The following is a 24,386-nucleotide window of genomic DNA, read 5'->3' on the forward strand; positions in this document are numbered from 1 at the left end:
CAGTATGGACCAGATCAGAGCTTCGCTGCGTCATCTTCCGTCCGTGGATACCATCCTGCAAATGCCCGAACTCTCCGGCGCATTGGATAGTTTTGGCCATGGGGCGGTGACAGAAGCGGTGCGCAAGGTGTTGGGCGATGAGCGTGAGGCGGTGAAATCGGGCACCCTGCTTTCAAGCAACACGCATTTGGCTGAACGGGTTATTCAATTGCTGGAAGCGTCAGTGCAATTGAACTTGCGCCCCCTATTCAATTTGACGGGAACCGTCCTGCACACCAATCTGGGACGCGCCATTCTTGCCGAAGCCGCAATCGAGGCCGCGACGCAAGCCATGCGGCAGGCTGTTTCGCTTGAGTTCGACCTGTCTTCAGGATCGCGCGGCGAGCGGGACGATCATCTCCGTGCGCTTGTCTGTGAACTGACGGGGGCGGAAGATGCAACCGTCGTGAACAACAATGCCGCTGCCGTGCTTCTGGTGCTGAACAGCCTTGCCTCGGGCAAGGAAGCCATTGTGTCCCGCGGCGAACTGATCGAGATCGGTGGCGCTTTTCGTATGCCGGACATCATGACCCGCGCCGGGACACGGCTTGTCGAAGTGGGCACTACCAACCGCACCCATCCGCATGATTACGGGAATGCAATCACCACCGAAACAGGGCTGGTGCTGAAAGTCCATACGTCCAATTATCGGATCGAAGGTTTCACGCGGGAAGTTACAGCGCCGGAACTCGCCGCGCTTGCGCAAGCGAAGGGCGTGCCGCTGGTGAATGATCTCGGCTCCGGCACACTTGCTGATCTGACCTCCTTCGGTCTCGCCCATGAGCCGACGGTGCGCGAAGCGGTTGCCGAAGGTGCGGATATAGTCACCTTTTCCGGTGACAAGCTGCTTGGTGGACCACAGGCGGGGTTCATCGTCGGGCGGCGCGACCTGATTGCCCGCATCAACAAGAACCCTATGAAGCGGGCCTTGCGGGTCGACAAGATCAGGCTCGCGGCGCTTGAAGCGACACTGAAACTTTATCGCAATCCGCAACGGCTAGCAGAATATCTGCCGACTATGCGCTATCTGGCACGTCCGCAATCCGAAATGGTTGCACAGGCGGCACGGCTCAAGCCGGAACTGGAGAAAGCTCTTGGCGAGGCTTACATCGTGACGGTGACGGATTGTGCCAGCCAGATCGGCTCTGGTGCGTTGCCGCTTTCAACTGTTCCAAGCGCCGGATTGTCGATTGTGCCTAAAGACGGTAGCGGCTCCGCGCTGACAGCACTCGGCGGTTCATTGCGTGCGCTGCCTTTGCCGGTCATCGGGCGGATCGAAAAGGGTGCATTTGTGCTCGATCTGCGCTGCCTTGATGACGAGAACAGTTTCGTCCGGAACCTGTTGTCCTATGCGGTTCGCTGATCTTTTTACCCGCAAGCCGAACCCGGATGCGACAGCGCAAGCGCTGGACAAAGCGCTTGCCGCTGCGAAGGCGGGTGATTACGCAACGGCGCTTTCCATCTGGGAGCCGTTGGCACGTGCAGGCAATGCACGAGCGCAGAACAATATCGGCGCCTGCTTTGCAGGCGGGATGGGCGTTGAGAAAAATGTCGGTCTTGCGCAGCGCTGGCTGGCGCTCTCAGCTGCGGCTGGCGATGCTTCCGGCCAGCGCAATCTCGCGTCGCTCTTCTTCAAGGGTGAAGATATTGAAGCCGACTATCTGGAAGCGGCAAGGCTGTATCGGCTTGCCGCCGAACAGGGCGATCCGCAGGCGCAGGATATGCTAAGCTGGATGCTCATGGAAGGGGAGGTGATAACCGCCGACCCGGTTGAGGCGCGTGAATGGGCGCTGAAAGCAGCGGAGGGCGGTGTTGCCGCAGCCATGACCCGGCTTGGCATGATCTATCATAATGCCTTGGGTGTCCCGCGTGATCCCTCACTGGCGGTACATTGGTGGCGGAAGGCTTCTGTCGCAGGCGACCCGGATGGAGAGGCCATGCTTGGTGCGGCGCTGCATCTTGGCATGGGCGTGGAGCGCGATCCTTTGGCGGCTTACGAATGTTTGCTGCGGGCCGAGAAGGGCGGCAGCGCGCTCGCCGCACCGTTCATCGGGGCGGCGCGTAATGCGCTGAACGAGAAGCCATGATCATCGGAACGGCGGGGCATATTGATCATGGCAAGACCTCGCTGGTGCGTGCGCTGACACAGGTCGATACGGACCGGCTGAAAGAGGAAAAGGCGCGGGGTATTTCCATTGATCTCGGTTTTGCCTATCTGCCCCTGTCCAGCGACGAAAAGGATATACTCGGCTTTGTCGACGTACCGGGGCATGAAAAGTTCGTACATACGATGCTTGCCGGTGCCGCGAGCATCGATTTCGTCATGCTGGTTGTCGCTGCCGATGACGGGATCATGCCGCAAACGCGCGAACATCTCGCAATCGTCAATCTGCTCGGCATCGGGCGCGGTGTCGCCGTCATAACAAAATCCGATCTTGTCGATCCTGACCGTCTTGCCGAAGTGGAAGCAGCTATACGCAACGAACTGGCGCTGACGGGACTTGCCGATGTTCCCATCCTGGCGGCTTCTACTGTCTCCGGTGCCGGGATCGATGAGCTGAGAACCATGCTGCAAGTGCAGGCCCATGCATTCGGTGAGCGGCGGACAACGGGGCGTTTTCGTCTGGCTGTGGATCGCTCTTTCACACTCAAGGGCGCTGGCACCGTCGTTACGGGTACGGTGCTTTCGGGTAAGGTCAGTATTGGCGACCATCTGGTCATCAGCCCGTCGGGCAGGGAAGCGCGGGTCCGTAGCATCCACGCCCAGAACCGGCCCAGCGAAACTGCGCAGGCAGGTGATCGCTGCGCACTCAATCTGGCAGGCGAGGGTGTATCGAAAGAGGCGGTGCATCGCGGCGACATGCTGGTGTCCCCCGGCCTTCATCGTCCGACGGACCGCATTGATGCATCGCTGCAAATTCTGCCCTCGGAGCAAAAGCTGCTCGGTCAATGGTTTCCGGTTCGCCTGCATCATGCCGCAACCGAGGTGGGTGCACGTATCGTGCTTTTGCGGGATGAGGAGCTTCGGCCCGGTACCGAGGACCGGGTGCAACTGGTACTGGATCGTCCTGTCGCGGCGGCAGCGGGAGACCGCTTTGTTATCCGGGATGTATCCGCGCAACGCACCATCGGCGGCGGACGGTTTCTCGATCTGCGCCCGCCGCAACGCAAGCGTCGCAGCTTGGAACGTATGGCGCAGCTCAATGCTCATTCCATCGACGACCCTGTGGAAGCGGCGCGCGCACTTCTGTCTGTCGAACCGCATTATCTCGACGCGGCGGCATTCCTGCGCGACCGCGCACTGACAGATGATCCACAAGGTTTTGCAGAGGAACTTGATGCCGTAATGCTCCGCCAAGCAAACTCGGTGCTCTTGCTTTTGCCGGAGCGTTGGAATGCTTTACGTGAGGATATTCTCGTGCGGCTCGGTGTCTTCCACGACGAGAATCCGGACTTGATCGGGATGGGGGTGGAACGATTGCGGCTGTCGTTGAAGCCGCGCTTGCCTGCGCCAGCCTTTCGCGCTGCCATCGCTGCGCTGGTCGAGGCAGACCTGCTGAGACTGGATGGCGCCTGGCTTCGCCTTCGCGATCATGAAGTGACGATGAGCGATGCCGATGAGGCGCTCTGGCAGTGTATAGCACCGCTTCTTGGAGGCGACGCCCGTTTTCGTCCGCCCCGTGTGCGTGATATTGCAGGATTGCTCGATGAGCGGGAGGAGGATGTTCGCCGCCTGCTCAAGCTTTCCGGGCGCATGGGCCGCGCGCACGAAGTGGCGCATGACCATTTTTTCCTGCGGGCGACAATAGCCGAAATGATCGGCATTCTGTCGGACATGGACGCGGCTTTTGATAGTGGCTGGTTCATTGCGGCGCGCTTCCGCGATCGGGTCGATAGCGGTCGCAAGGTGGCAATCCAGATACTGGAGTTCTTCGATCGTATCAGCCTCACGATAAGGCGTGGCGACATGCGCCGCCTGAACCGCCGAAAGCTGGATTTGTTCGGCGATTTTACGCAAGGGAAATAAGGATAGCCGGACGAGCGAAATGAAATCTATTTCGACGAGCATCTGCCTGATATTCGTTCTGGCTATCGTGGCGGGCTGCGCTAACAGACAGTGCAATGAGTGGCCGGGCACCTGCATCATTCAGTGACCGGCCTTTGGGATACAGCCGTTCAGATTGACGTTTTGATTGTTGGTGCTGTAGGAAAGAGCAGCCAATGAAAGGGTAGCAGCAGGTTGGAGTTCGGTCCGTTGCTCCAGCGTGCCGATACGAATTAAAGGAATGAATTCACTATCTGGAAGGGATACATGCCCGGTGGCATGTCCGGACTTCAAATCCGGGAGGGGCCGATAGACGGTCTTTGGTGGGTTCGACTCCCATTCTCTTCCGCCATTCCCGTTGTTCTGGTTTGGTTTTCAGATTCTTTGCCAGTTGCCATAACCTGATTTTTTTTTGCTTTAAGCTGCTCTATAGCCTGTTCGGGCGTCAACCCTTGACGACCCGACAGAGACAGACCAACCGCTGGATCAGGTACTTGCAGTATTGGTGCAGGACAGGAAGATTTGAACCAGAAAGCCCCGCTGTGTGATCGCGCGGGGCTTGTTGGGCAGAATGTCTAATTAGAAGCTGTCGAAGAAGGGGTTTGGCTTTGCCTGCGTGTGGTCGGGGCTTTGCGTTTGGGTTTAGGCAGCAACCCTTCCCTTTGCGCTCTCTTTTTCGCATCCTTACGCGCGCGTCGGACTGCTTCGCCTTTCTCACGAGTGCGCTTCTCGGATGGCTTTTCGTATGCCCGGCGTTCTCTTAACTCGCGGAAAATACCTTCTCGTTGCATTTTCTTTTTGAGCACGCGCAGCGCTTGATCAATATTGTTATCTCGTACAAGTACCTGCATCTAATTCCTAACTATGGCTTTGGTGTTTGGTTTTGCTCCAACCGCGCGGCTCGGAGGCGTTCGGTTTTAGCGTCCACAGCCGCTTTCTCAGTTTGGAGAATTGCTTTTGCAGTTTTGTCCGTTATCGCGCTCTTCGCTTCCATGCGTGATAGAGGCTTCTTAAAGAGCGTATCTTTTGTTAGCGCGCTCGATTTTGGTTCAAGCATTTCAACGTCCTTTGTCTAAAAAGGTCATACTTTCTGATGGCGGAATGAACGGGTGCGAGACAATCCTCCACATGATCGCCGTAAAATGTTTGACAGCTTTGTCCAGTCTCTGGACGGGGGAGCCATTTGCTCGCGCGCCCGTGCAATATCATCGTCGCTTGCGCCGAAACGACTATGCATATGGTTTGCGGCGGCCTCGTCGGCATAGTTGGCCTGGCTGATGTCTTTAATAGCCATCTGAGAACTCCCCTGGGAAGTCTTGACCTTCGCTAATGGTACAAACAAAAAAGGTCGGGAGAACCCGACCTCTAATCGCCTTAATGATCAGTGCCAGTACATCCGTGGTCAAAGATCGAAGGCAGTGTTCAAACGTCAAACTAGAGCGCTTGCAGATTATCAGCAGCTTTTTTGCCCGAGCGGCGATCAGCCACCAGCTCGAAGCTCACCTTCTGACCTTCGTTGAGCGTATGCAAACCGGCGCGCTCGACCGCAGAAATGTGAACAAATACATCTGGCGATCCATCTTCAGGCTGGATAAATCCAAAACCTTTGCCGCCATTAAAGAATTTTACCGTTCCGTTAGCCACACTGAATACCTTTCAATTTGCGTGATTAAAGAAACAACGAATATAATTCGTTGCGATTATTCCGAAATTGAAAGAAAAATCAGGCGCTATGAGCAGCTTGTCGTTCAATGACAAAATCGATATTTAACAATATATTCCTTAGTATCCGTTTTTACAAGGGGAAATCAAAATTAATATTTTTTGCGATGGTGTTTCTTGTCGCCGCTCATTGGCTGGCCGCATGGTGCCGGCTGCAAGGCCAGCAGCACATCGTGCATAGTCACGCGTTATGTCTGCTTCGCTTCGTGGTGGTACAAAGCGGCATATGTCCGCAACGTCAACGCCCACTGTTCCTGTTCGTTTATGAATGAACCCCCATTGGCGACTGCCGCCAGAACGCATGCGCAGATGGAGATCGTCGCCGTAATTGCTCTGCTTTCTCATTGCCTTTTCCTGGTTTCAGAAAGCTTGTTACGATCTACATACAAATCTTGCTGCGATAACCTAGCGGAGCCAGCTATGGCAAACCCTCAAGATTAATACACGCTATTTCAACAGATTACTGGAAACAGCAGACATTCTCTTCCGCTAATAGGCTTTTCAGGTCATCTTGAGCGAACGACGCTCAGCACATTGCGCACCACTTCCTCCTGAAGCGGGCGCTGCTTCTCGATGTTGAAATGGCCGATATCCTTCATGCCCGAGAAATCGCGATTGTCGAGGCTCCCCTTGAAGCGCGGGCCAGCGGTCAGCGGCAATCCCCAACCGTGCTGCTTGAAATAGAAATTCACGGCACGCCGGATATTGCCGGGCAGAGGGGCGGGTGCTGTGGCGGCAAAAGTAGCCATATATGAAACCCGAATGCCCTTTTGTTCGAGAGCGGTTGCAATATCGATGACGGCGTTGGCACCGAGCGAATGGCCAATCAGAACCACGGGCGCGCGTGGGTTCTTCCGCTGGTCGGCCAGTATCTGGTTCAGCACGAAACGCCAGGCCTGGTGCCCCTCGACATGCGCATCGACACCATTGGCCTGCAGTTGCTTACCGATCTCATCGATGCCGGTGGAGAAAATGTCCCCGAAACCGCGCAGGAGATAAACATCGGCCTGCGGCGACTTTCTGGACGGGCTTTTAGGTGCCGCCTGCGCCGCGCTGCCATAGAGTGCGAGTGCTGCTCCGGCAAACAGCAGGCCGCGACGGGTCACGGATTTCGAACGCAAACTGTTCAGCTTTGAATTCATCGTCGATTACCTGTGGGAGCGCATGCTGGAACTATAAAGGAGCTTTCGGACACGATGCGTTGGAGCAGGTATCTAGAACGCTGATCCGTTTCAGCCAAATCACTAGAACTTGATTCTCGGAATGATACGACCGGTTCGGCGCGCATATTCGTTATAGGATGCGCCGAATGCCGCCCGCATCATTGCCTCCTCGTGCCCGACCCGATAGAAATAAAGAACCGCAACGCCGACAAGGCCTGCCAGCCCGGCAAACCAGTTCGGCAGCAAGCAGAATTGCGCAATCGCCCAAGCCCAGAACGACACATACATCGGATGGCGGACATATTTGTAAAGGCCGTCGGTTACAAGCTTGTGCTCGCGGCGGATTTCAAGCGAGACCGACCAGTTTTTGCCCAGCTGGCGATGGCTCGCATAAAAAAGCCAGAGGAAAGCGATTTCGACAATCAGTCCGATCCAGGCCAGCCATGGCTGGAATGCATAGTTGGCAAACGCAGGGAAGCCCGTTGCGACATAGACAATCGGGATCAGCGACAGACCGATGGTCGCCGCACCCAGCGCCAGCCTGTCGGTCAGCGTCCTTGCATCGTTGGCGACCTTGATCTTGCGTGCGCGGCGCTGGTGCGGGATGCGGATGACGACCCAGGCAACAAGCCCTATGCCCCAAACGATTGCGGCCAGTGTCGGTGTCATTCGGCAGCACTTTCTTTCATTGGCAAAGCACCGATTATTCGGTCATCCGTTCGGTCTCTAAGCGAAGTTGGCCCACAGCAAATCTGGAAGAAATCATACCAATATGGCTTCGTATTTCCGAATACATATTGATAGTGCACGCGAAAAAGATTCCGCTTCACACGCTTGTAGATTTCCGGTTGCAGCATGTCTTTTATGCGCACGGTCTTCGTGACAGGGAAGGCGCGTTGCGGTTCGCGTTTCAGGCCCATCTCGGCGACAGGATCGGTTTTGTAGAAATTGATCGCATCTGTCAGGCACTGGATCTCCACCCAGTCGATTTTGCCATCATCGGCCAGTCGTTGTACGCCTTCGCGAAAATGCTTGCCCGCAGGGTGATAGCCTGCCTTGAGCGCAGTCGATCCGAGGGTGAGCACGGTCACTGTGGGTGCGCGGCCGCTGAACTCCGGGTCGATGGCAAGGCAGCGGGCCGCAACGTCCAGCATCAGCATGCCGCCGGTGCTGTGGCCGATCAGAATGACTTCGTCATAATGTTTGGCGGCGATGCGCTCGACGATACGGGCTGCAAAGCGCTGCATCAGCGTTTCGGCGTCCTGTCGTCTTCCTCGAATGAAATTGAGTGAAAACGACCACAGATCCATCAGGTGGTTGGTTGACCATCGCTTGCCCAGAACGGCGAGCGCCACAAAAAAAGCCACCAGGCCGACGAGCCAGTTCGCGCTACCCAGCCATTGGGCAGTCCAGCGCGCTACCGCATAGCTCGCGGCGGCAAACAAGGCGAGCACGAGAAATGGATAGAGGAAATAGAATCCGAAACGCCAGGCTTTCGCAAAGAAGCGAAAGGCTGTGCCGGTTAGGACGAAATCGCCGAAGGCGACGAGATATTTGGCCAGCCTGACAGGAAGGGAACGATCGAAGTCCGCCAGCACTATTCTGTCCAGAACAAGAAAATTGAAGTCTGTTTCGGTACTCCATTTGGCATCGGCGGGGGCCGTCTTGATGGATACGGAGCCGATCTCGCTATCGGGCGAAACGCTGACGTCCGAAACCTCGGAACGAAGCCCCCAGAGCGCCTCGAACCTGTTGATTTCTCTATTCAATCGTCCAAAGAACGCCTCCGGCGTTTTCGGATCGTAGCCTCCAATGAAGAAGACAGCGCGTTGTCGAACCGGTTGCTTCATACGCAAACCGTAGTTCGAGGTCTTCGGATTGTCGAGAACATTGCCGGTCGTCCCCAAACAAATATGTTTGAATTCGCTCGCCTATCTCATATCGACCAGACCGCGCCTTATCGCTTCACGAGTTGCTTCGGCGCGAGAAGAAACGCTCAGTTTCTGATATATGGCCTTCACATAATCGCTGACCGTGTGTTCTGACAGTCCAAGTTTCCGGGCGATCTCGCCATTCCGGTGTCCCGCCCCGATCTCTTTCAGCACTTCGGTTTCGCGGCGTGAAAGATGGATGAACTCACCTTCCGGTTCCATGATGGCAGGATGGGCGGATATGGCTTTCACCCGCGCGACGAGATTGAGCCTTGCGCGGATTGTGAGAATGAGAAGGTCGAAATCGATCGGTTTCGTGAGATAGTCGTCAGCACCTGCCTCCCTTCCTGTCAGCTCATGGCTGCGATCGGCAAGGGCGGTGAGGAAGAGGAACGGCGTTCCGGCAAGGTCAGTACGGGAGCTGCGAATCTGTTCCAGAAATTGCAAGCCGTTGGTGCCGGGCATCAATATATCGCAGATGATGATGTCAGGTGTCGTCGTGTCCAGCACGCGCAATGCTTCGCTCGCATTGGCGGCACCGATGGCGTTGAAACCTGAAGTGCTCAATTCATCGATCAGTTCTTCCAGAATGTGTGTTTCGTCCTCAATACAGAGAACGGTCGGCATGTGCGGGATTTCAGGCAGGCGCATGCTGGGCCACCTTTGGTAGAGTGAGAATGAACACCGTACCTTGTCCTTCAATTGAAGTGAAGACAAGCGTTCCGCCGTGCAACTCGGCCAAGGTGCGCGACAGGCTGAGGCCGAGGCCGGTACCCGCCATGTGCGATGCGTTGCTGGCACGGAAAAAGCGGGTGAAAATGCGCTCTGAATCCTCCGCCGGTATCCCGATGCCATAATCGCGAACGATGCAGCGGAATTCGTTGTCGTCTTCCTCGGTAGTCACTTCTATGGGCTTGTCGGCGGGAGAATATTTGGTGGCATTGCCAAGCAGGTTGACCAAAATCTGCTCGACCAGAATGCCGTCGCAATAACAGAAAACCTCGCTTTCCTGGATGTCTGTCACCAGTTCCAGTTCGGGATGCAGTTCCTGATGATAGGTGCAGGTGTTGCGGACCAGTTCTGAGAAATCGACCGGCTGCCGGTTGATCTGGAAGTCATTCTCATCAAGGCGTTCCGCATTGGCCGTGCTTTCCAGCAACAGGATCAGGCGGCGGCTGGCATTACGCATGCGCTTGGCTTTGTCGATGATGATTTCGGGCGTGAATTCGTCGGCACGGCGGATGAAGCGCTGGGCAATGATGTCGATGATCGATACAGGCGTGCGGAACTGGTGCGACACGGTGGTAATGAAGCTTTTGTAAAGCTCCTTGGCCTTGCGCTCGCTCTCCAGCGCCTCGCGCAGGGCGGCGGTACGGTCGGCGACAGTGTGTTCCAGTTGTTGCTTGTACTCCTGCAACGCCTTATGGGCGCGCTCGGCCTTGCGAATGTTGGAAACCACCTGCCAGGACAGGATGGCACCGGTGGCCATGATGCCCAGCACCGCGAACATGATCAGATAAATCGACTGCAATTGTTGGTCGCGTTGCGCGCCGCCGTGGTCTTGCTCCACGATTGTTGCATCATCGGCGACCTTGGTCAGTTCCTCGCGCATGGGAACCAGCGCTTGATAAATTGCGGCGGGGTCGAATTGTTCGGGCTTGGCTTCGATCATCGCCTCGATCTGGGGAAGCCGGTCTGCGTTTCGCTGGATCGTTTCGGCAGCGCCCGGAATGTTGGCAAAATATTTCTTCTGCGGACCATCGGCCAGAAGTGTGAACCGGCTGTAAAGAACGTCAAGGCGGAGCGAGAGATCTGCTCTGCTCGTGCTGCCGACTGGCAGAGTCAGCGCCGTTTCGGCCAGACGCCCGGCGTCGCGTTCGGTCTTGGTGATGGCCCAGACCATGTTCTCGCCGGTATAGGTTGCAAGTGATTTCTGGATTTCCAGAAGCTGGCTGAACGCATAAGCGAGCAGGGCTGCAAAACCCGCCATGACCAGGCCGGAGAGAATATAGCCCCGCTTTAGTTTCATTTCACCTCGATCTGCTTCAACTGCCATGCCCAGCGGTGATCATAGCGCGAATCGTTCAGTTCCTGATGCTGGTCACGGGGATAAACGAGCCAGTATGGTCCCTTGTCGCGCAGGCTTAGCTCGCGCCCGTTCATCCTGCGCGCGACAAGGACATTGTACTTGTACGCATCCTCCAGTGGAATTCTGATGCTGTAATCGTTGAGCGCAAGTACGGTGATCGAACGGCTGGTTGCATCTCGCCCGTCAACCCCCACCGCCGCTAAAACGTCGCGCAGCAATACGCCTTCGAAACTCTGGGGGCCTTCGGTCCATGCAGTCTTGGTCTGCAACTTATTCTGTGGCAGGTTCGCGAACTCATCGGTGCTTAGTACACGTGTTGTTCCATTAGGAGCAATAATGGTCAGCGTGTTCTTCAATGCGGCGTGCGACTCAGCATTGGCCGCGCCGGTGAAGTGGGTGATTTGGCAGACGGCGAAAAACGCGATCAGTGCCGGGAGCGCCAGAAGACGCCGGAAAGCGAACATCCAGGTTGCGCATGACACGTGAGGTATCTCCAGAAATGAAACATTGCGATTGTAACGGAGCTTAAACGTGAGGATTCGTGCAATTTCAAGGTTCTCTTGAGCTTGCAGCGTGAAATCTCCCTTCAAAAGCACCAGCTTCCATCCACAGCCAAAAAATTTTTGGTTCAATTCCAAATAAATATCAAACAGATTCACGCGATATTTCAATCTGTACCGGCATTTGCGGGCCGTTTCTGAAACAGATGGCAGGTTATTCTTTATGGACTATCCCCCCGAATGGGGGAATTGTGTTTCGCTACTGGAGCGTTCACTAAATGATCGCCGGCCTGTTGGGGCTTAGGAGGCTGGCGCAAAAATGGGCGGGGGCTGCTTATCGACCGCGGGGAGTCGGGGTCGATAAGCAGCCAACCAGTCTGGATGGCGCAGAAGCGGCGATAACGGTTACTCTCGAAATGAAGCATTTCGAGCTACGAACAAAAACCGATCCCGATTCATTGATCGCTGCCGGACAAGAATGGCCGACTGGCATCTGGTCGAGCCTTGTGAACCTGCCGTTCGGGTTCCTCGATCAGAGCGAGCTTGCACCTCTTTCGCGTCCTTCACCTGGAGGGCGCGCTTTTTTTTGCCTCTATTGTGATTTCAAAAAATGACGACCGGCGTCTCAGCGCGGTCGTCACGAAATGAAGAGATGATAGTTATTTTTGTTCCGGGGCCGTTGTCTGAATGCTTGCAGTCGTTTGAGGTTTCTCCATCTTGGTGGAGGATTGAGCACTATGATAGGTGCAGTCTGCCATCGCAGCCGTAACCGACAGAGCGAGGACAGCAGTAGTCACGAATACGACTTTCATGTCTGTCTCCCTTCAGTTTGGATGTAGCATTGCAACGGCAAGTTTAGCAGAGCCGGAGCGACCTGTCGCATCACATCGTTTCCAAAGAGCCCTTCGTCGTACTTTTGCCGTAATTGCGCCGGGCGCTTGCCGCAATTCCCCATGGGAAATTGCACCGGGTTCGTTCGGGAAAACGCATTTGGCGCGAAAATCGCGCCAAATCATGGTTACGCCTTAATGTGAATCTGGGGGATTCAGGAGGCGCAGCGGCTCACCACAGCGCGCTTGCCGCCCATCGACAGGAACGAGATATGAAGCGACTGGCCGACGGGTGAGATGGTAATGTTCTCGTTAGACTGCTGGCCATTGGCGGTGCAGGACATCGAAACGGTAAACGTCCCTTCGTAATTGTTCATTCGCGTTATGGAACATTGGCTGTCGCGACTGTCGAAACGCTCGCCGGAAATGGAGAACCGCTGCCCATCCGAGCTGCACCAGTTACCGGTGATGGGTGTCGGGTCGACCGACGGCTTTACAGGAGTGGCACTTGCCGTTGGGCGGGGTGTCGTTTCGGAACATGCCGTCAACGCAGTGACCGCAAGGGCGAGGGCAAGCAAACCGGGCTTGAGCAACAATCTTCTCCTTCGTGAAACAGGCAAGCCCCCTGTTAAAGAAGAGATTCGGGCGATATCGCGGCCACCCAAGAACAGTCCCCAATGAAAGAAGGCCGGATTGCTCCGGCCTTGCTATATGAACCTGGGCACGACGGCGGGGTTATTCCCCCGGCGCCAGATGCGGGGCTTCGATCTTTGCGCCTGCGTGTTTCAGCGGGCGCTCGCCGGAGAGCTTGCGGATCAGCACATAGAACACCGGCGTCATGAAGATGCCGAACGCCGTAACGCCAATCATGCCAGCAAAGACCGCAATGCCCATGGCCGAGCGCATTTCCGCCCCGGCTCCGGTCGATGTCACCAGAGGCACCACGCCCATGATGAAGGCCATCGAAGTCATCAGGATAGGACGCAGACGCAACCGGCTTGCCTCGACCGCCGCCTGCACGACGCTTCGACCGGACAGCTCAAGCTCGCGGGCGAATTCCACGATCAGGATCGCGTTCTTCGCCGATAGCCCCACAAGAACGATCAGGCCGATCTGGGTGAAGACATTGTTATCGCCTCCGGTCAGCCAGACGCCGGTGAGCGCTGCCATGATCCCCATTGGTACGATCATGATGATCGACAGCGGCAGGGCCAGGCTTTCATATTGCGCAGCCAGCACCAGATAGACCAGCAGCAGCGCCAGCGGGAAGACGAGGAACCCTGAGCTGCCAGCCAGAATCTGCTGGTAGGTCAAATCCGTCCACTCGAAAGCGATGCCCGGAGGCAGGGTTTCTTCGGCAATCCGTTCAATGGCAGCCTGTGCCTGACCCGACGAAAATCCGGGAGCCGGATTGCCGTTGATATCGGCGGACAGGAAACCGTTGTAACGGATGGCGCGTTCCGCACCCACTGTCTGCTCGACCTTCAGAAGCGCCGACAGCGGAATCATCTCGCCTGACTGCGAGCGAACCTTCAGCTTGCCGATGTCCTCGGCATGGCTACGATAGTTCGCATCGGCTTGAATACGCACGCTGTAGGTACGCCCGAAGGCGTTGAAGTCGTTGACATAGAGCGAACCCAGATAGATTTGGAGGGTTTCAAACACATCGGTCACCGCCACGCCAAGCTGACGCGCTTTCACGCGGTCAAGGTCCGCATAAAGCTGTGGCACATTGATCTGGTAGCTTGAATAGAGACCGGCCAGTTCCGGCGTCTGATAGGCCTTGGCGAGAAACGCCTTGGTTGCATCGTCCAGCGCCTTGAAGCCAAGCCCATTGCGGTCCTCAAGCTGGAGCTTAAAGCCGCCCGTCGTGCCGAGACCCTGAACGGGCGGCGGCGGGAACATGGCGATGAAAGCATCCTGGATGGCGCCGTATTGCTGGTTCAGTTCCATGGTGATCGCATTGGCCGACAGTTCCGGGGTCTTGCGCTCCTCGAATGGCTTCAGCGTCACGAAGACGATGCCGGAGTTCGACGAGTTGGTAAAACCGTTGATCGACAGGCCGGGAAAGGCAATGGCATTGGCCACGCCCGGATGCTTGAGGGCAATGTCACTCATGCGGCGGATCACGTCTTCGGAACGATCGAGCGTTGCTGCATCCGGCAATTGCGCGAAGCCGATCAGATATTGCTTGTCCTGGGCCGGAACGAAACCGCCGGGCACCGCACGAAACAGAACGAAGGTGACGCCAAGCAACACGACATAGAGGCCCATGACCAGCGATTTGCGCGAAAGAATCCCGCCGACGCCGCGCCCATAGGCTTCCGAGCTTGCACCGAAAAAGCGGTTGAAGCCACGGAAAAACCAGCCGAACAGCTTGTCCATGATCCGTGTGAGCCGATCCTTCGGCGCATCGTGACCGCGCAGGAGCAGGGCTGCCAGAGCAGGCGAAAGTGTCAACGAGTTGAAGGCCGAAATCACCGTCGAGATTGCGATGGTAAGAGCAAACTGGCGGTAGAACTGGCCAGTCAGGCCGGTAATGAAGGCAAGCGGTACGAAGACCGCAACCAGAACCAGCGCGATGGCGATGATCGGCCCGGACACTTCCTGCATCGCGCGATAGGTTGCTTCGACGGGCGACAGTCCCTGTTCGATGTTGCGCTCGACATTTTCCACCACCACGATGGCATCATCGACGACAATGCCGATGGCAAGGACGAGGCCAAAGAGGCTGAGTGCATTGATGGAGAAGCCGAACACATACATGACCGCGAATGTGCCGACGATGGAAACCGGAACGGCAACCAGAGGAATGATAGAGGCGCGCCATGTCTGCAGGAACAGGATGACGACGATCACCACCAGAACGATGGCTTCGAGCAGTGTATGAATGACCGACTCGATAGAAGCCTTCACGAACTGGGTCGTGTCATAGACGATGTCGAAATCAACGCCTTCCGGCATGGTCTTCTTTAGATCTGCCATGGCGGCATGGACGTTTTCGGAGATTTCGAGCGCATTGGAGCCGGGGGCCTGAAACACGCCCATGCCCACCGCCGACTTGTTATCGAGCAACGAGCGCAGGGAATAATCAGCGGCGCCCATTTCGATACGCGCAACGTCCCCCAGTCGGGTGATTTCACCTTCGCTGCCAGACTTCACGACGATATCGGCGAATTCTTCAGGCGACCGAAGGCGGCCCTGCGCATTGACTGAAAGCTGAAGGTCGAGCCCCGAAACCGACGGTGATGCGCCGATGACACCGGCTGCCGCCTGAACATTCTGCTGGCGAATTGCATTGGCGATGTCGCTTGCAGAAAGCCCGCGTTCGGCTGCTTTCTGCGGGTCGATCCAGACACGCATCGAATAATCACCACCGCCGAATATCTGAACCTGACCGACACCCGGAACACGGGCAATGCGATCCTTGACATTCAGAACGGCATAGTTGCGCAGATAGTTCACGTCATATCGCCCGTCCGGCGAGATAAGGTGAACGACCAGCGTCAGGTCGGGCGAGCTTTTGGCAGTTGTAACACCAAGCGTGCGCACTTCTTCCGGCAGGCGCGGTTCGGCCTGTGAAATGCGGTTCTGCACCAGTTGCTGGGCCTGATCGGGATCGGTACCCAGCGCGAAAGTGACGGTCAGAGTCATGACGCCGTCGGCGGTCGCCTGGCTCTGCATATAGAGCATGCCCTCGACACCGTTGATCTGTTCTTCAAGCGGCGTGGCGACGGTTTGTGAAATGACGGCTGGGTTGGCGCCCGGATATTGCGCGCGGACCACGATCTGTGGCGGCACGACTTCTGGATATTCCGAGATCGGCAGACCTGTCATGCCGATCAGACCGGCAACAAAGATCAGAACCGACAAAACGCCAGCGAAGACCGGCCGGTCGACGAAGAAGCGTGAGAAGTTCATGTCAGTATCCCCCTTTAGGCGGATGGGCAACAACTCTCCTGTCCCACGAAATCGGAAGATCTCGCGGGTTTTCTCGGCTGAGTTCTTGCGTTATGCGCGCTCAAGCGCGCTGTTATAAATCAGCTTTTGGCAAGTGCCTCGGTGACGGGTTGCGGTGCGACAACCACCCCCGGACGAATGCGCTGCAGGCCATTCACGACGATATTCTCGCCGGGCTTCAACCCGCTTTCGATGATACGCAGGCCGTCATAATTGCGACCGAGAACCACTTGCCGGTATTCGACCTTGTTATCCTTGCCGACCACGAAGACGAACTTCTTGTCCTGATCGGAAGAAATCGCCCGATCGCTCACCACGAGTCTTTCATCCGGTTCCGGTTCGCCGAAACGAATACGGACAAACTGGCCCGGTATGAGCCGTCCATCTGGATTGTCGATTACGGCGCGAACGCGGATTGTGCCCGTTGTGGCATCGACCTCATTGTTGATGAGCTGGATATGGCCGGAGATAGGCGTACCATCATCGGAAGCCGTGCCGATCTGGACAGGAATGCGCTCAATGGCGTTTCCGCGGGGAGATCCGGCAAGCTTGGCAAGTGCCTTGGTGACAACTTCCTCATTGGCGCTGAAGCTCGCATAGATCGGATCAACCGAAACAAGCGTGGTCAGGACCGGCGACGCGGAACTCGCGGCGACCAGATTGCCTGCGGTAACTTCCAGCCGCCCGACGCGACCGGAAATCGGCGCGCGCACTTGGGTATACTGAAGATCAAGCTCGGCGGAACGAAGCGCGGCCTTGGCTGAACGCAGGCTTGCCAGCGCTTCGTCATAAGCACTGGAACGCTGGTCGAGGCCGCTCTGGGCAATCGTGCGGGTGGTCACAAGCTGGCGTCCGCGTTCCAGTTCCGTCTTGGCCAGCGCAACGCGGGCTTCTTCGGCTGCAACCTGCGCTTTCGCTTTTTCCACCGCTGCTGCATAGGGTTCTGGATCGATGGTGATGAGCAGGTCGCCCTGCTGAACCAGAGCGCCTTCGCGGAAATGGGCTTTCAGGATGGCGCCGCCGACGCGGGGCCGAATTTCAACCCGGTCAATCGCTTCCAGACGACCCGAAAATTCTTCCCAGGTCGCAATACGCCGTGCTTCCGCCTTGGCGACAGAAACCGGCACGGCAGGCGGGGGCGCGGAAATATCGGTTGCGGCATCGGCTTTGAGATGCGGAACACCAAAGAGAATGGCGCCGCTGCCTGCTGCAGACAATAGGATACTCAGGCCGGCGCCCCATAGGGCCCGGCGGGCTGTGATCGATGTCATGTTATATCTCCTGGAACATAATCCGACCGGAGTGAAACGAGGATCGGTAAGATTATGCTTTCGATAAAGGAAAACCGGTGCGGGCCGGCTTTAATGTAAGCATCAGGCCAAAGCTTGGGAGGACTTCAAACCCGATTGTCTTCAAGCATGACTTTATCCCAAAACCAGTTCCCACTTTGGGCAGACATGCTTTAAGCTGCGATTGGCTTTGCTCCTGCTTGCCGGAAGAAATCGGCAAACAGGTCGATAAGTGTATGTTCTTGTGGCGACCAGTCGGTGTCCGCCACCTTGTTTTCGGGAATCCAGCCGGCTTTCCCGGGCAGGACATGAGACTGAACCTTCACGCCCGCTTGACGAAGACGCTCGGCATAGGCCTGCGTTTCATCACGCATCGGGCACTCGGCGCTGGTAACAAGCAAAGTGGGTACAAGACCAGCAAGACGCGTACACAGGGCGGGCGCAGCATAGGGGTGGGTGAAACCCGCACACTCGCCCAGATAATGCTGCCAGCCATCCGACATTGTCTGGACGGCGCTTTCCGGGCAATATTTGCGGAAAGACGCCGTGGCGAGGCAGGGATCGAGCATGGGCGAAAGCAGTATCTGACCCTTAAGGTCGGTCAGATATTGATCGCGCGCCATGAGGGCCACGCCCGCAGCAATATTACCGCCCGCCTCTTCACCGGCGACGAACAGCATCGACTTCTTGTGCGCAAATTCCGGGCAACGCGCGCGCATCGAAGTCAGAATTGAGTAGGCCGTCTCAAGCGCCGCCGGGAACGGGTTGAGGCAAGCCGACGAATATTCCGGCGACACGACCACCGCACCTGCCTCGGCAAGTGTTTCAGCAACGCGTTCGCAGGCACCAAGGCAGTTGACCGAGAAAGCACCGCCGTGAAGGTGCAACACCACCGGCGGCGGAGAGAGCAATTTGGTGCCCTTGTAAATGCGCGCCGTGCAGGTGACGTTACCCGTTTGCCCATGGGGTTGCCCATGAACCTGCAACGTCTCGACCGTAAACTTCTCGCACATCTTTCTTGGCCTTCGTGTCTAGAGCGGGTCCTGCTTTACGGAATCGTCTGAGCCGCTCTATCCATTTTATTTCCAACCATTTCCGAACGCAAAACCGTTTCACACTTTTGGGCTCGGAAATGCTCCAGCGGCGAACCGCTATGGTTGAATATTATCATTGTCTATAGGCTGGAATAGTCCCCTATGATTGGTTACACTGTCCAGAATCTCGAACAATGATGGCAAATTGATAATGGACCAGCTCTCGGCCATGCGCGCTTTTCTCCGGGTTGTCGAAACCGGTAACTTCACCCGCGCCTCCGCCTCGCTCAATATGCCCAAGGCGACGATCAGCAATCTTATCCAGGGATTGGAAGCGCATCTTGGTACAAAACTCCTCAATCGTACGACCCGCCGTGTTCTCGTAACGCCGGACGGCGCGCTGTACTACGAGCGTGCAGCACGTTTGCTGGCCGATCTTGCAGAGCTTGACGGCAGTCTGTCGAGCGCCCAGACCTTGCCCAAGGGCCGCCTGCGCGTTGAAATGGCAAGCGCGGTCGCCAATCTTATCATCATTCCGGCGCTGATGGAGTTTCATCAGCGCTATCCCGATATCCAGATCGATCTCGGCGTCTCGGATCGACCCGTCGATTACGTTGCGGAGAATGTGGACTGCGCCATTCGCATCGGTGAACTGACCGACCAGTCGCTGATTGCGCGGCGCATCGGCGACATGCATTTCATCGCCTGCGCTTCAGCGGAATATCTCGACCGTTGTTCCACCCCGTTGCATCCATCCGATCTGAGCGATAATTGCACGGTGGTTGGCTATTTCCGGCCATCGACCGGCCAGCAAATGCCTTTCCGTTTCAAAAAGGGGACGGAGGAAATCGAGGTCAACGGACGTTATGTGGTGGCTGCCAATGAATCAACCACCTATCTCGCTGCCGCGCGGGCAGGACTGGGCGTGGTGCAGGCGCCTTTGTTCATGGTGAAGGACGACATCGAAAACGGTGCATTGCGCCCTGTCCTGCAGGAATGGGAAATCGATCCGATGCCGATCTATCTGGTCTATCCACCCAACCGTCATCTGAGCAACCGTCTCCGTGTTTTTGCCGACTGGGTCGTCAAGACCGTTGCCAAGTCACAGCTCAATGGGACCTAACGCGCACAGCGCCGCTTGTTAAGCCGGACCTTGATCCTGTCGGGAGAGGTGCTTTTCGCCTTGTGACCCGACGAGACGATATGCGCGCGCACCGTGCAGTCGCCTGCCAGAACCTCGAAATTATTGGAGCGGATATACATCACCGTATTGATCGGCTGGCCGGGCATTTTCTTTGCAACGGCATCGACAACAGCGGTGACTTCCTTCGCCCTTTGTTTCGAGCTGTCATTGCTGGCCGCATGCGCCGGGTAAAGTGCAGACGAAAGTGTGACTATGCCCGCAAGCAGAAAGACAATCTTAGCTTTCTTCATTGGCATTGCCTCCGATTGAGCTGGAATTGAATGGGAACCAACATAGGTCCCGATTGCGTCAATGCCAGTGCAGGGACGCCGTTTATCGGTTCTTTGTCTCGTTTATGCCGTTTGCGATGCGCTTGACCGTGGTCGCGATCAGAAGCAGGCAGAGGAGGGGCTGCAGCCAGAAAATCCAGTTCGGCAGGCCGCCGTCAATGGCGATCCAGGCACCCAGTACGCCGAAGACGACGGCGCGGTCACTCTTACCCATCGGGCCGTCATAGCGGCGGCTCGCACCCACAGACGCACCCGCTACGCCTGCGAACTCCGTAAGGGTAGCGAGAAAGACAATTGCAAAAATCCACGGGCCGGTGAACGGCGCCACCAATGCGAAAGGCGCATAGAGGGCTGCATCGGAAACAACGTCGCCGATCTCGTTGAGATAAGCGCCAAGCGTCGATTTCTGCCCATGTTCACGCGCCAGCATTCCATCGATGGCGTTCAGCGCCATGCGCAGGAACAGCCATACCGGGACGAGTGCATACCATGCTGCGTTTCCACTCCACCCCAGAAAAGCGCCAAGTATGATCGAGACCAGTGCAGCGACGACTGTAACCTGATTGGCCGTTACACCCGCCGCAGCAAGTCGCACGACAAGAGGTCTCAGTAAATTCTGGAAACGCGACTTGAGTTGATAAACTGACATCAAGAATCTCTTGGGAAACGAAGAATAAATATTGAACAGCTATTTGCGGTTCGCTCTAGCTCGTTTATTCAAACATTATGTTTCACTCAACAGAAATAGGGACAATTGTCCAACGGTGAAATGCCAGAAGAGGGATGCATGAACGAGCACGCAACAAACCGGCATCGCGCTGGACAGGAAAGTCAGTTCGTTACCCATGACGGCACGTCGCTGTTCTACCGTTTCTGGCCAGCACTTTCCGGCAAGCCGAAAGGCGTGATTGTGCTGCTTCATCGCGGGCACGAGCATAGCGGACGTGTTGCGCACCTTGTCGATGAACTGGGGTTGGACGATTACGCCTTCTATGCTTGGGATGCTCGCGGTCATGGCCAGTCGCCAGGCGTGCGCGGCTTCTCGCCCTCATTTGGTACGTCGATCCGGGACCTCGACAGTTTTGTCACCCATATCCGTCAGGAAACCGGCATGGCCATCGAAGGCGTGGCAATCATAGCGCAGAGCGTCGGCGCGGTGCTGGCCGCTGCCTGGGTGCATGATTATGCGCCGAATGTACGGGCGCTGGTGCTGGCTTCGCCTGCTTTTGACATCAAGCTTTATGTGCCATTCGCCAAGCAAGGCATCGGTCTGTGGCAGAAGCTGAAAGGCACGTTTTACGTCAATTCCTACGTCAAGCCGCAATTCCTGACCCACGATCCTGAACGCATCGAATCCTATCGTACCGATCCGCTGATCACGCGACCCATCGCGTCGCATATCCTGCTGCAACTCTATGAGACGGCAAAGCGCGTGGTGGACGATGCGCGGGCGATTACCGTTCCGACGCAGCTACTCATTTCCGGCAGCGATTTTGTCGTGCGTCCCGCACCGCAACATCGCTTCTTCGAGAATCTCGGCAGCCGCATCAAGGAGCGGCATGTTCTGAAAGGCTTCTATCACGACACGCTCGGCGAACGGGATCGCAAACCGGCAATCGACCTCATCCACGATTTCATTGAGGCCCGGTTTTCCGAAACGCCGCAATGCGCTGATCTGACCGAAGCGCATATTGTCGGCCACACGCGCGACGAGGCGGACCGGTTGTCGAGCCCGCTATCGCTTCTGACGGCGCAGGGCCTCTACTGGGCATCGACACGCGCTTCGATAGCCTTCGGCGCGTTGTTTTCGGAAGGGTTGAAAGTCGGTAAGCGTACAGGCTTCGATTCCGGTTCCACACTCGATTATGTCTATAAGAATGAACCACGCGGCCTTGGACCGGGCGGCAAGCTCATCGACAAGCAGTTTCTGGAAGCGATTGGCTGGCGTGGCATCCGGCAGCGCAAGGTGCACCTGGAAGAACTGATCGGTGTGGCGATCAAACGGCTTAAAAGCGAAGGCCGCTCGAGCAATATTCTAGACATTGCCTGCGGCCATGGCCGCTATGTCATTGATGCGGTGGTGCGGGGGGATGCGCTGCCGGACAGCATTCACCTACGCGACTATTCGCCGATCAATGTGCTGGCAGGCAACAAGCTCATCAGGGAGCGCGGGCTGGAAGCCGTTGCTCATATGGAAGAGGGCGATGCTTTCAACGAGGAAAGCCTCGCAGCGGTCGCGCCGCAGCCAGACCTTGCCATAGTGTCCGGTCTCTACGAACTCTTCCCTGATAATGCGCTGATCAATCGGTCGCTGTCGGGGCTTGCCCGCGCGCAGAAGCCCGGTTCATTGCTGATCTACACGAACCAGCCATGGCATCCGCAACTGGAAATGATCGCGCGGGCGCTGACCTCGCATCGTGGCGGCGAGGCATGGGTGATGCGCCGCCGCACGCAAGGCGAAATGGACCAGCTTGTCGAGAAGGCGGGTTATCGCAAGATTGAACAGCGCATCGATCAATGGGGCATTTTCACCGTCTCGATTGCTGAGCGCGTGGGAGATGGCGAAGCGTGACAATGCACTTGACGGATATTGACGGATATTCGCGACGGCTTGTAATCCGTCGCGCTGTCTACTGGCTTCTGTTTCTAGCGCCCTTTTTCTATCTGACCTATGGTACGGCTAACTGGCTCGCATCGCAGCAGGCTCACGTACCGAACCTGGCTTTCGGATGGGAAAGCCAGGTTCCGTTCATCGCGTGGAGCATTGTTCCTTACTGGTCCGTCAATCTGTTCTACGCGATTGCGCTGTTCGTCAATGACAGCCCGGAACAGGTCGACCGGCTGGCAAAGCGCTATCTGACGGCGCAAATCATTGCGGTCCTTTGCTTCGTCGCCTTTCCTTTGACAGCCACCTTCGTAAAGCCTGCGACAGCCGGTCTTCCGGGCTTTATGTTCGATGTGCTCGGCGGCTTCGACAAACCATTCAATCAGGCGCCATCGCTGCATATCGCGCTCTTGATCATCATCTGGGATCAGATGCGTCGCGCGATGGACGATGCCGTGCGCATAGTCTGGCATGTCTGGTGTCTGCTGATTGGCCTGTCGGTGCTCACCACCTACCAGCACCACGCGGTCGATATTCCAGCGGGCGCTTTGCTCGGCCTGTTTGCCTTGTGGCTTTTTCCACGCAGCGGTCCTTCGTCGCTGGCAGGTTTTCAGTTCACATTCGACCCAAAATCCAGGAAGATCGGGTTTTGCTATCTGGCGGGTGCAATCCTGTTTCTGGCGCTTGCCATCCATGGCCTGACCGTCACCGGCTATGCGATTTTCTGGCTCTGGCCTGCAACCGCACTGGCCGTTGTGGCGCTTGGCTATCTCGGCGCAGGCGCTGGCATTTTCCAGAAGCGGACGGATGGATCGGTCAGTCTCGCAAGCCGCTGGCTGCTCTGGCCCTACCGGCTTTTTGCCCGGCTGAATGTGCGGTTCTGGACACGCAAGCTGCCGCCGTATGTCGAGCTTGCCGACGGGGTGTTTCTCGGGCGTTTTCCAAAAGCCGCAGAACTCTCATCCTTTGCTGCCGTCATTGATCTTGCCGCTGAAATGGTGCCGCCACCCCATTCTATCGAATGGAAAAGTTTTGGCACGATTGATCTGGTCGCGCCGTCTTCCGAAAAAGTGCAACTGGCTGCCGATGCCGTTGAAGCCGCACGCCACCACGGCCCGGTCCTCATCTGTTGCGCGCTTGGCTTTCAGCGCAGCGCAACCGTTGCGGTTGACTGGCTCGTCTCTACCGGCCGCGCCGCCAATGCAAGGGAAGCCGAAGAGCTCATCCTGACCAAAGGCTGGCCGGTCCATCTGCATTCTGCCGGGGGACTGGCATGAACTCTCCCGCAACTTCCATGGCAATCGTTCTGCGCCGCAATGGCTTTCTCGGCATCACCGTCGCCGTCGTGCTTCTCGCCGTCGCACCCTTCGTACGGCCTGTGCATGATCTGGCTTTCTGGCTTATCTGGCCGCTGCTTCTGGCAAGCGCATTGATCGTGTTGGGTATCGCCGCGCATCTTCTGTTCGATGCTGCGCTTTTCAGGTTGATAGCCAGTTCCGGTGAAACGGGTTTGGGCGAAGTGGACCATATGCTTGAGCGCATGGGACTCCGGCCCAATGAAGGTCCGGCACGCTCGCTTGTAGAAAGGATAAAGGGTTCGCGGCGCATCATTGGGCGCCTGCGGTTCTTCACGATACTCGGTATTGTGCTTTTCATTCTGCTGGCAATAGTGCCATCAGGTCAGCCATTGGGGCAGGGGCTGTGAC

The 24,386-nt window shown here is 56.8% G+C and carries 25 protein-coding genes and 1 tRNA gene; 9 read left to right on the forward strand and 17 right to left on the reverse strand.

Going from position 1 to position 24,386, the window contains the following annotated elements:
- Window positions 1-4: 4 nt before the first annotated feature.
- From selA to FJQ48_RS20320, 4 genes are all read left to right on the forward strand, one after another.
- Window positions 5-1,402, forward strand: coding sequence for an L-seryl-tRNA(Sec) selenium transferase (gene selA, locus FJQ48_RS20305; RefSeq protein ID WP_139976715.1), 1,398 nt, complete (start codon window positions 5-7; stop codon window positions 1,400-1,402).
- Window positions 1,389-2,126 (forward strand): tetratricopeptide repeat protein, encoded by a 738-nt coding sequence (locus FJQ48_RS20310; protein WP_139976716.1) that lies wholly within the window; start codon window positions 1,389-1,391, stop codon window positions 2,124-2,126. The genes selA and FJQ48_RS20310 overlap by 14 nt, the downstream gene beginning before the upstream one ends.
- Window positions 2,123-4,066, forward strand: coding sequence for a selenocysteine-specific translation elongation factor (gene selB, locus FJQ48_RS20315; RefSeq protein WP_139976717.1), 1,944 nt, complete (start codon window positions 2,123-2,125; stop codon window positions 4,064-4,066). Before FJQ48_RS20310 ends, selB begins: the two co-directional genes overlap by 4 nt.
- A 274-nt stretch (window positions 4,067-4,340) precedes the next feature.
- A tRNA-Sec gene (locus tag FJQ48_RS20320) sits at window positions 4,341-4,436 on the forward strand.
- Between the two features lie 223 nt (window positions 4,437-4,659).
- Here the strand turns inward: FJQ48_RS20320 and rpsU are convergent.
- The 10 genes from rpsU to FJQ48_RS20375 all read right to left on the reverse strand — a co-directional run bounded on the left by rpsU (window position 4,660) and on the right by FJQ48_RS20375 (window position 11,648).
- Entirely contained in the window at window positions 4,660-4,935 is a 276-nt protein-coding gene (gene rpsU / locus FJQ48_RS20325; protein ID WP_139976718.1) for a 30S ribosomal protein S21, read from the reverse strand.
- Between the two features lie 11 nt (window positions 4,936-4,946).
- Window positions 4,947-5,141, reverse strand: coding sequence for a hypothetical protein (locus tag FJQ48_RS20330; protein WP_139976719.1), 195 nt, complete (start codon window positions 5,139-5,141; stop codon window positions 4,947-4,949).
- Window positions 5,142-5,165: 24 nt separating this feature from the next.
- Entirely contained in the window at window positions 5,166-5,378 is a 213-nt protein-coding gene (locus FJQ48_RS20335) for a hypothetical protein (protein WP_139976720.1), read from the reverse strand.
- A 140-nt stretch (window positions 5,379-5,518) separates the two neighbouring features.
- Complete coding sequence (locus tag FJQ48_RS20340) at window positions 5,519-5,728, reverse strand: cold-shock protein (RefSeq protein WP_139976721.1); 210 nt, start codon at window positions 5,726-5,728, stop codon at window positions 5,519-5,521.
- A 584-nt stretch (window positions 5,729-6,312) separates the two neighbouring features.
- Window positions 6,313-6,948 carry a thioesterase domain-containing protein gene (locus tag FJQ48_RS20350; RefSeq protein WP_139976723.1) on the reverse strand — a complete coding sequence of 212 codons (636 nt, stop codon included), beginning with the start codon at window positions 6,946-6,948 and terminating at the stop codon, window positions 6,313-6,315.
- Window positions 6,949-7,050: 102 nt separating this feature from the next.
- Window positions 7,051-7,638: a protein-S-isoprenylcysteine O-methyltransferase gene (locus FJQ48_RS20355; protein ID WP_139976724.1), complete on the reverse strand. Its 588-nt coding sequence runs from the start codon at window positions 7,636-7,638 to the stop codon at window positions 7,051-7,053.
- Complete coding sequence (locus FJQ48_RS20360; protein WP_139976786.1) at window positions 7,635-8,819, reverse strand: alpha/beta fold hydrolase; 1,185 nt, start codon at window positions 8,817-8,819, stop codon at window positions 7,635-7,637. Before FJQ48_RS20360 ends, FJQ48_RS20355 begins: the two co-directional genes overlap by 4 nt.
- A gap of 81 nt (window positions 8,820-8,900) precedes the next feature.
- On the reverse strand, window positions 8,901-9,551 hold the full coding sequence (locus FJQ48_RS20365) for a response regulator transcription factor (RefSeq protein WP_139976725.1): 651 nt from the start codon (window positions 9,549-9,551) through the stop codon (window positions 8,901-8,903).
- Entirely contained in the window at window positions 9,538-10,929 is a 1,392-nt protein-coding gene (locus FJQ48_RS20370) for a HAMP domain-containing sensor histidine kinase (protein WP_139976726.1), read from the reverse strand. The genes FJQ48_RS20365 and FJQ48_RS20370 overlap by 14 nt, the downstream gene beginning before the upstream one ends.
- Window positions 10,926-11,648 carry a molybdopterin-dependent oxidoreductase gene (locus tag FJQ48_RS20375; RefSeq protein ID WP_247870426.1) on the reverse strand — a complete coding sequence of 241 codons (723 nt, stop codon included), beginning with the start codon at window positions 11,646-11,648 and terminating at the stop codon, window positions 10,926-10,928. Before FJQ48_RS20375 ends, FJQ48_RS20370 begins: the two co-directional genes overlap by 4 nt.
- Before the next feature lie 119 nt (window positions 11,649-11,767).
- Between FJQ48_RS20375 and FJQ48_RS20380 the strand changes: the two genes are divergently transcribed.
- Complete coding sequence (locus FJQ48_RS20380; RefSeq protein WP_139976727.1) at window positions 11,768-12,103, forward strand: hypothetical protein; 336 nt, start codon at window positions 11,768-11,770, stop codon at window positions 12,101-12,103.
- A 45-nt stretch (window positions 12,104-12,148) separates the two neighbouring features.
- Here the strand turns inward: FJQ48_RS20380 and FJQ48_RS22520 are convergent, their stop codons facing one another.
- The 5 genes from FJQ48_RS22520 to FJQ48_RS20400 form a co-directional block, all read right to left on the reverse strand.
- Window positions 12,149-12,301 (reverse strand): hypothetical protein, encoded by a 153-nt coding sequence (locus tag FJQ48_RS22520; protein ID WP_155723819.1) that lies wholly within the window; start codon window positions 12,299-12,301, stop codon window positions 12,149-12,151.
- A gap of 233 nt (window positions 12,302-12,534) precedes the next feature.
- Entirely contained in the window at window positions 12,535-12,912 is a 378-nt protein-coding gene (locus FJQ48_RS20385) for a hypothetical protein (protein WP_139976728.1), read from the reverse strand.
- A gap of 142 nt (window positions 12,913-13,054) precedes the next feature.
- Window positions 13,055-16,240, reverse strand: a complete 3,186-nt coding sequence (locus tag FJQ48_RS20390) for a multidrug efflux RND transporter permease subunit (protein ID WP_139976729.1) — start codon at window positions 16,238-16,240, stop codon at window positions 13,055-13,057.
- Between the two features lie 119 nt (window positions 16,241-16,359).
- Window positions 16,360-17,550: an efflux RND transporter periplasmic adaptor subunit gene (locus FJQ48_RS20395; protein WP_139976730.1), complete on the reverse strand. Its 1,191-nt coding sequence runs from the start codon at window positions 17,548-17,550 to the stop codon at window positions 16,360-16,362.
- Window positions 17,551-17,741: 191 nt separating this feature from the next.
- Window positions 17,742-18,581 (reverse strand): alpha/beta hydrolase, encoded by an 840-nt coding sequence (locus FJQ48_RS20400; RefSeq protein ID WP_139976731.1) that lies wholly within the window; start codon window positions 18,579-18,581, stop codon window positions 17,742-17,744.
- Window positions 18,582-18,813: 232 nt separating this feature from the next.
- Here FJQ48_RS20400 and FJQ48_RS20405 point away from each other — a divergent pair, with 232 nt between their 5' ends.
- Complete coding sequence (locus FJQ48_RS20405) at window positions 18,814-19,725, forward strand: LysR family transcriptional regulator (protein WP_139976732.1); 912 nt, start codon at window positions 18,814-18,816, stop codon at window positions 19,723-19,725.
- On the opposite strand, the gene FJQ48_RS20410 is transcribed toward FJQ48_RS20405, so the two are convergent.
- Together FJQ48_RS20410 and FJQ48_RS20415 are read right to left on the reverse strand one after the other, a co-directional pair.
- Window positions 19,722-20,036 carry a hypothetical protein gene (locus FJQ48_RS20410; protein ID WP_139976733.1) on the reverse strand — a complete coding sequence of 105 codons (315 nt, stop codon included), beginning with the start codon at window positions 20,034-20,036 and terminating at the stop codon, window positions 19,722-19,724. The genes FJQ48_RS20405 and FJQ48_RS20410 overlap by 4 nt on opposite strands.
- A gap of 82 nt (window positions 20,037-20,118) precedes the next feature.
- Complete coding sequence (locus FJQ48_RS20415) at window positions 20,119-20,724, reverse strand: CDP-alcohol phosphatidyltransferase family protein (RefSeq protein ID WP_139976734.1); 606 nt, start codon at window positions 20,722-20,724, stop codon at window positions 20,119-20,121.
- A gap of 138 nt (window positions 20,725-20,862) precedes the next feature.
- Between FJQ48_RS20415 and FJQ48_RS20420 the strand changes: the two genes are divergently transcribed.
- Genes FJQ48_RS20420 through FJQ48_RS20430 form a run of 3 tightly spaced genes read left to right on the forward strand, consistent with a single transcriptional unit; the run spans window position 20,863 to window position 24,385 of the window.
- The gene (locus tag FJQ48_RS20420) at window positions 20,863-22,647 is read left to right on the forward strand and encodes a bifunctional alpha/beta hydrolase/class I SAM-dependent methyltransferase (protein ID WP_139976735.1); all 1,785 of its coding nucleotides are present in this window, start codon (window positions 20,863-20,865) and stop codon (window positions 22,645-22,647) included.
- Window positions 22,644-23,957 carry a phosphatase PAP2/dual specificity phosphatase family protein gene (locus FJQ48_RS20425; protein ID WP_139976736.1) on the forward strand — a complete coding sequence of 438 codons (1,314 nt, stop codon included), beginning with the start codon at window positions 22,644-22,646 and terminating at the stop codon, window positions 23,955-23,957. Before FJQ48_RS20420 ends, FJQ48_RS20425 begins: the two co-directional genes overlap by 4 nt.
- Complete coding sequence (locus tag FJQ48_RS20430; protein WP_139976737.1) at window positions 23,954-24,385, forward strand: hypothetical protein; 432 nt, start codon at window positions 23,954-23,956, stop codon at window positions 24,383-24,385. Before FJQ48_RS20425 ends, FJQ48_RS20430 begins: the two co-directional genes overlap by 4 nt.
- The last annotated feature ends 1 nt before the right edge of the window (window position 24,386 follow it).

The sequence above is a fragment of the Ochrobactrum sp. CGA5 genome (assembly GCF_006345815.1).
In the GTDB taxonomy this organism is placed as follows: Bacteria; Pseudomonadota; Alphaproteobacteria; order Rhizobiales; family Rhizobiaceae; genus Brucella.

Excerpts from the sequence above, each read along its gene's own strand:
- selB (WP_139976717.1), top strand. The coding sequence starts at position 2,123 with ATGATCATCGGAACGGCGGGGCATATTGATCATGGCAAGACCTCGCTG.
- FJQ48_RS20380 (WP_139976727.1), top strand. The coding sequence starts at position 11,768 with ATGATCGCCGGCCTGTTGGGGCTTAGGAGGCTGGCGCAAAAATGGGCG.
- FJQ48_RS20410 (WP_139976733.1), bottom strand. The coding sequence starts at position 20,036 with ATGAAGAAAGCTAAGATTGTCTTTCTGCTTGCGGGCATAGTCACACTT.
- FJQ48_RS20420 (WP_139976735.1), top strand. The coding sequence starts at position 20,863 with ATGAACGAGCACGCAACAAACCGGCATCGCGCTGGACAGGAAAGTCAG.
- FJQ48_RS20415 (WP_139976734.1), bottom strand. The coding sequence starts at position 20,724 with ATGTCAGTTTATCAACTCAAGTCGCGTTTCCAGAATTTACTGAGACCT.
- FJQ48_RS20360 (WP_139976786.1), bottom strand. The coding sequence starts at position 8,819 with ATGAAGCAACCGGTTCGACAACGCGCTGTCTTCTTCATTGGAGGCTAC.
- FJQ48_RS20430 (WP_139976737.1), top strand. The coding sequence starts at position 23,954 with ATGAACTCTCCCGCAACTTCCATGGCAATCGTTCTGCGCCGCAATGGC.
- FJQ48_RS20405 (WP_139976732.1), top strand. The coding sequence starts at position 18,814 with ATGGACCAGCTCTCGGCCATGCGCGCTTTTCTCCGGGTTGTCGAAACC.
- FJQ48_RS20395 (WP_139976730.1), bottom strand. The coding sequence starts at position 17,550 with ATGACATCGATCACAGCCCGCCGGGCCCTATGGGGCGCCGGCCTGAGT.
- FJQ48_RS20390 (WP_139976729.1), bottom strand. The coding sequence starts at position 16,240 with ATGAACTTCTCACGCTTCTTCGTCGACCGGCCGGTCTTCGCTGGCGTT.
- FJQ48_RS20350 (WP_139976723.1), bottom strand. The coding sequence starts at position 6,948 with ATGAATTCAAAGCTGAACAGTTTGCGTTCGAAATCCGTGACCCGTCGC.
- FJQ48_RS20370 (WP_139976726.1), bottom strand. The coding sequence starts at position 10,929 with ATGAAACTAAAGCGGGGCTATATTCTCTCCGGCCTGGTCATGGCGGGT.
- FJQ48_RS20400 (WP_139976731.1), bottom strand. The coding sequence starts at position 18,581 with ATGTGCGAGAAGTTTACGGTCGAGACGTTGCAGGTTCATGGGCAACCC.
- FJQ48_RS20330 (WP_139976719.1), bottom strand. The coding sequence starts at position 5,141 with ATGCTTGAACCAAAATCGAGCGCGCTAACAAAAGATACGCTCTTTAAG.
- FJQ48_RS22520 (WP_155723819.1), bottom strand. The coding sequence starts at position 12,301 with ATGAAAGTCGTATTCGTGACTACTGCTGTCCTCGCTCTGTCGGTTACG.
- FJQ48_RS20310 (WP_139976716.1), top strand. The coding sequence starts at position 1,389 with ATGCGGTTCGCTGATCTTTTTACCCGCAAGCCGAACCCGGATGCGACA.
- FJQ48_RS20365 (WP_139976725.1), bottom strand. The coding sequence starts at position 9,551 with ATGCGCCTGCCTGAAATCCCGCACATGCCGACCGTTCTCTGTATTGAG.
- selA (WP_139976715.1), top strand. The coding sequence starts at position 5 with ATGGACCAGATCAGAGCTTCGCTGCGTCATCTTCCGTCCGTGGATACC.
- FJQ48_RS20355 (WP_139976724.1), bottom strand. The coding sequence starts at position 7,638 with ATGACACCGACACTGGCCGCAATCGTTTGGGGCATAGGGCTTGTTGCC.
- FJQ48_RS20335 (WP_139976720.1), bottom strand. The coding sequence starts at position 5,378 with ATGGCTATTAAAGACATCAGCCAGGCCAACTATGCCGACGAGGCCGCC.
- rpsU (WP_139976718.1), bottom strand. The coding sequence starts at position 4,935 with ATGCAGGTACTTGTACGAGATAACAATATTGATCAAGCGCTGCGCGTG.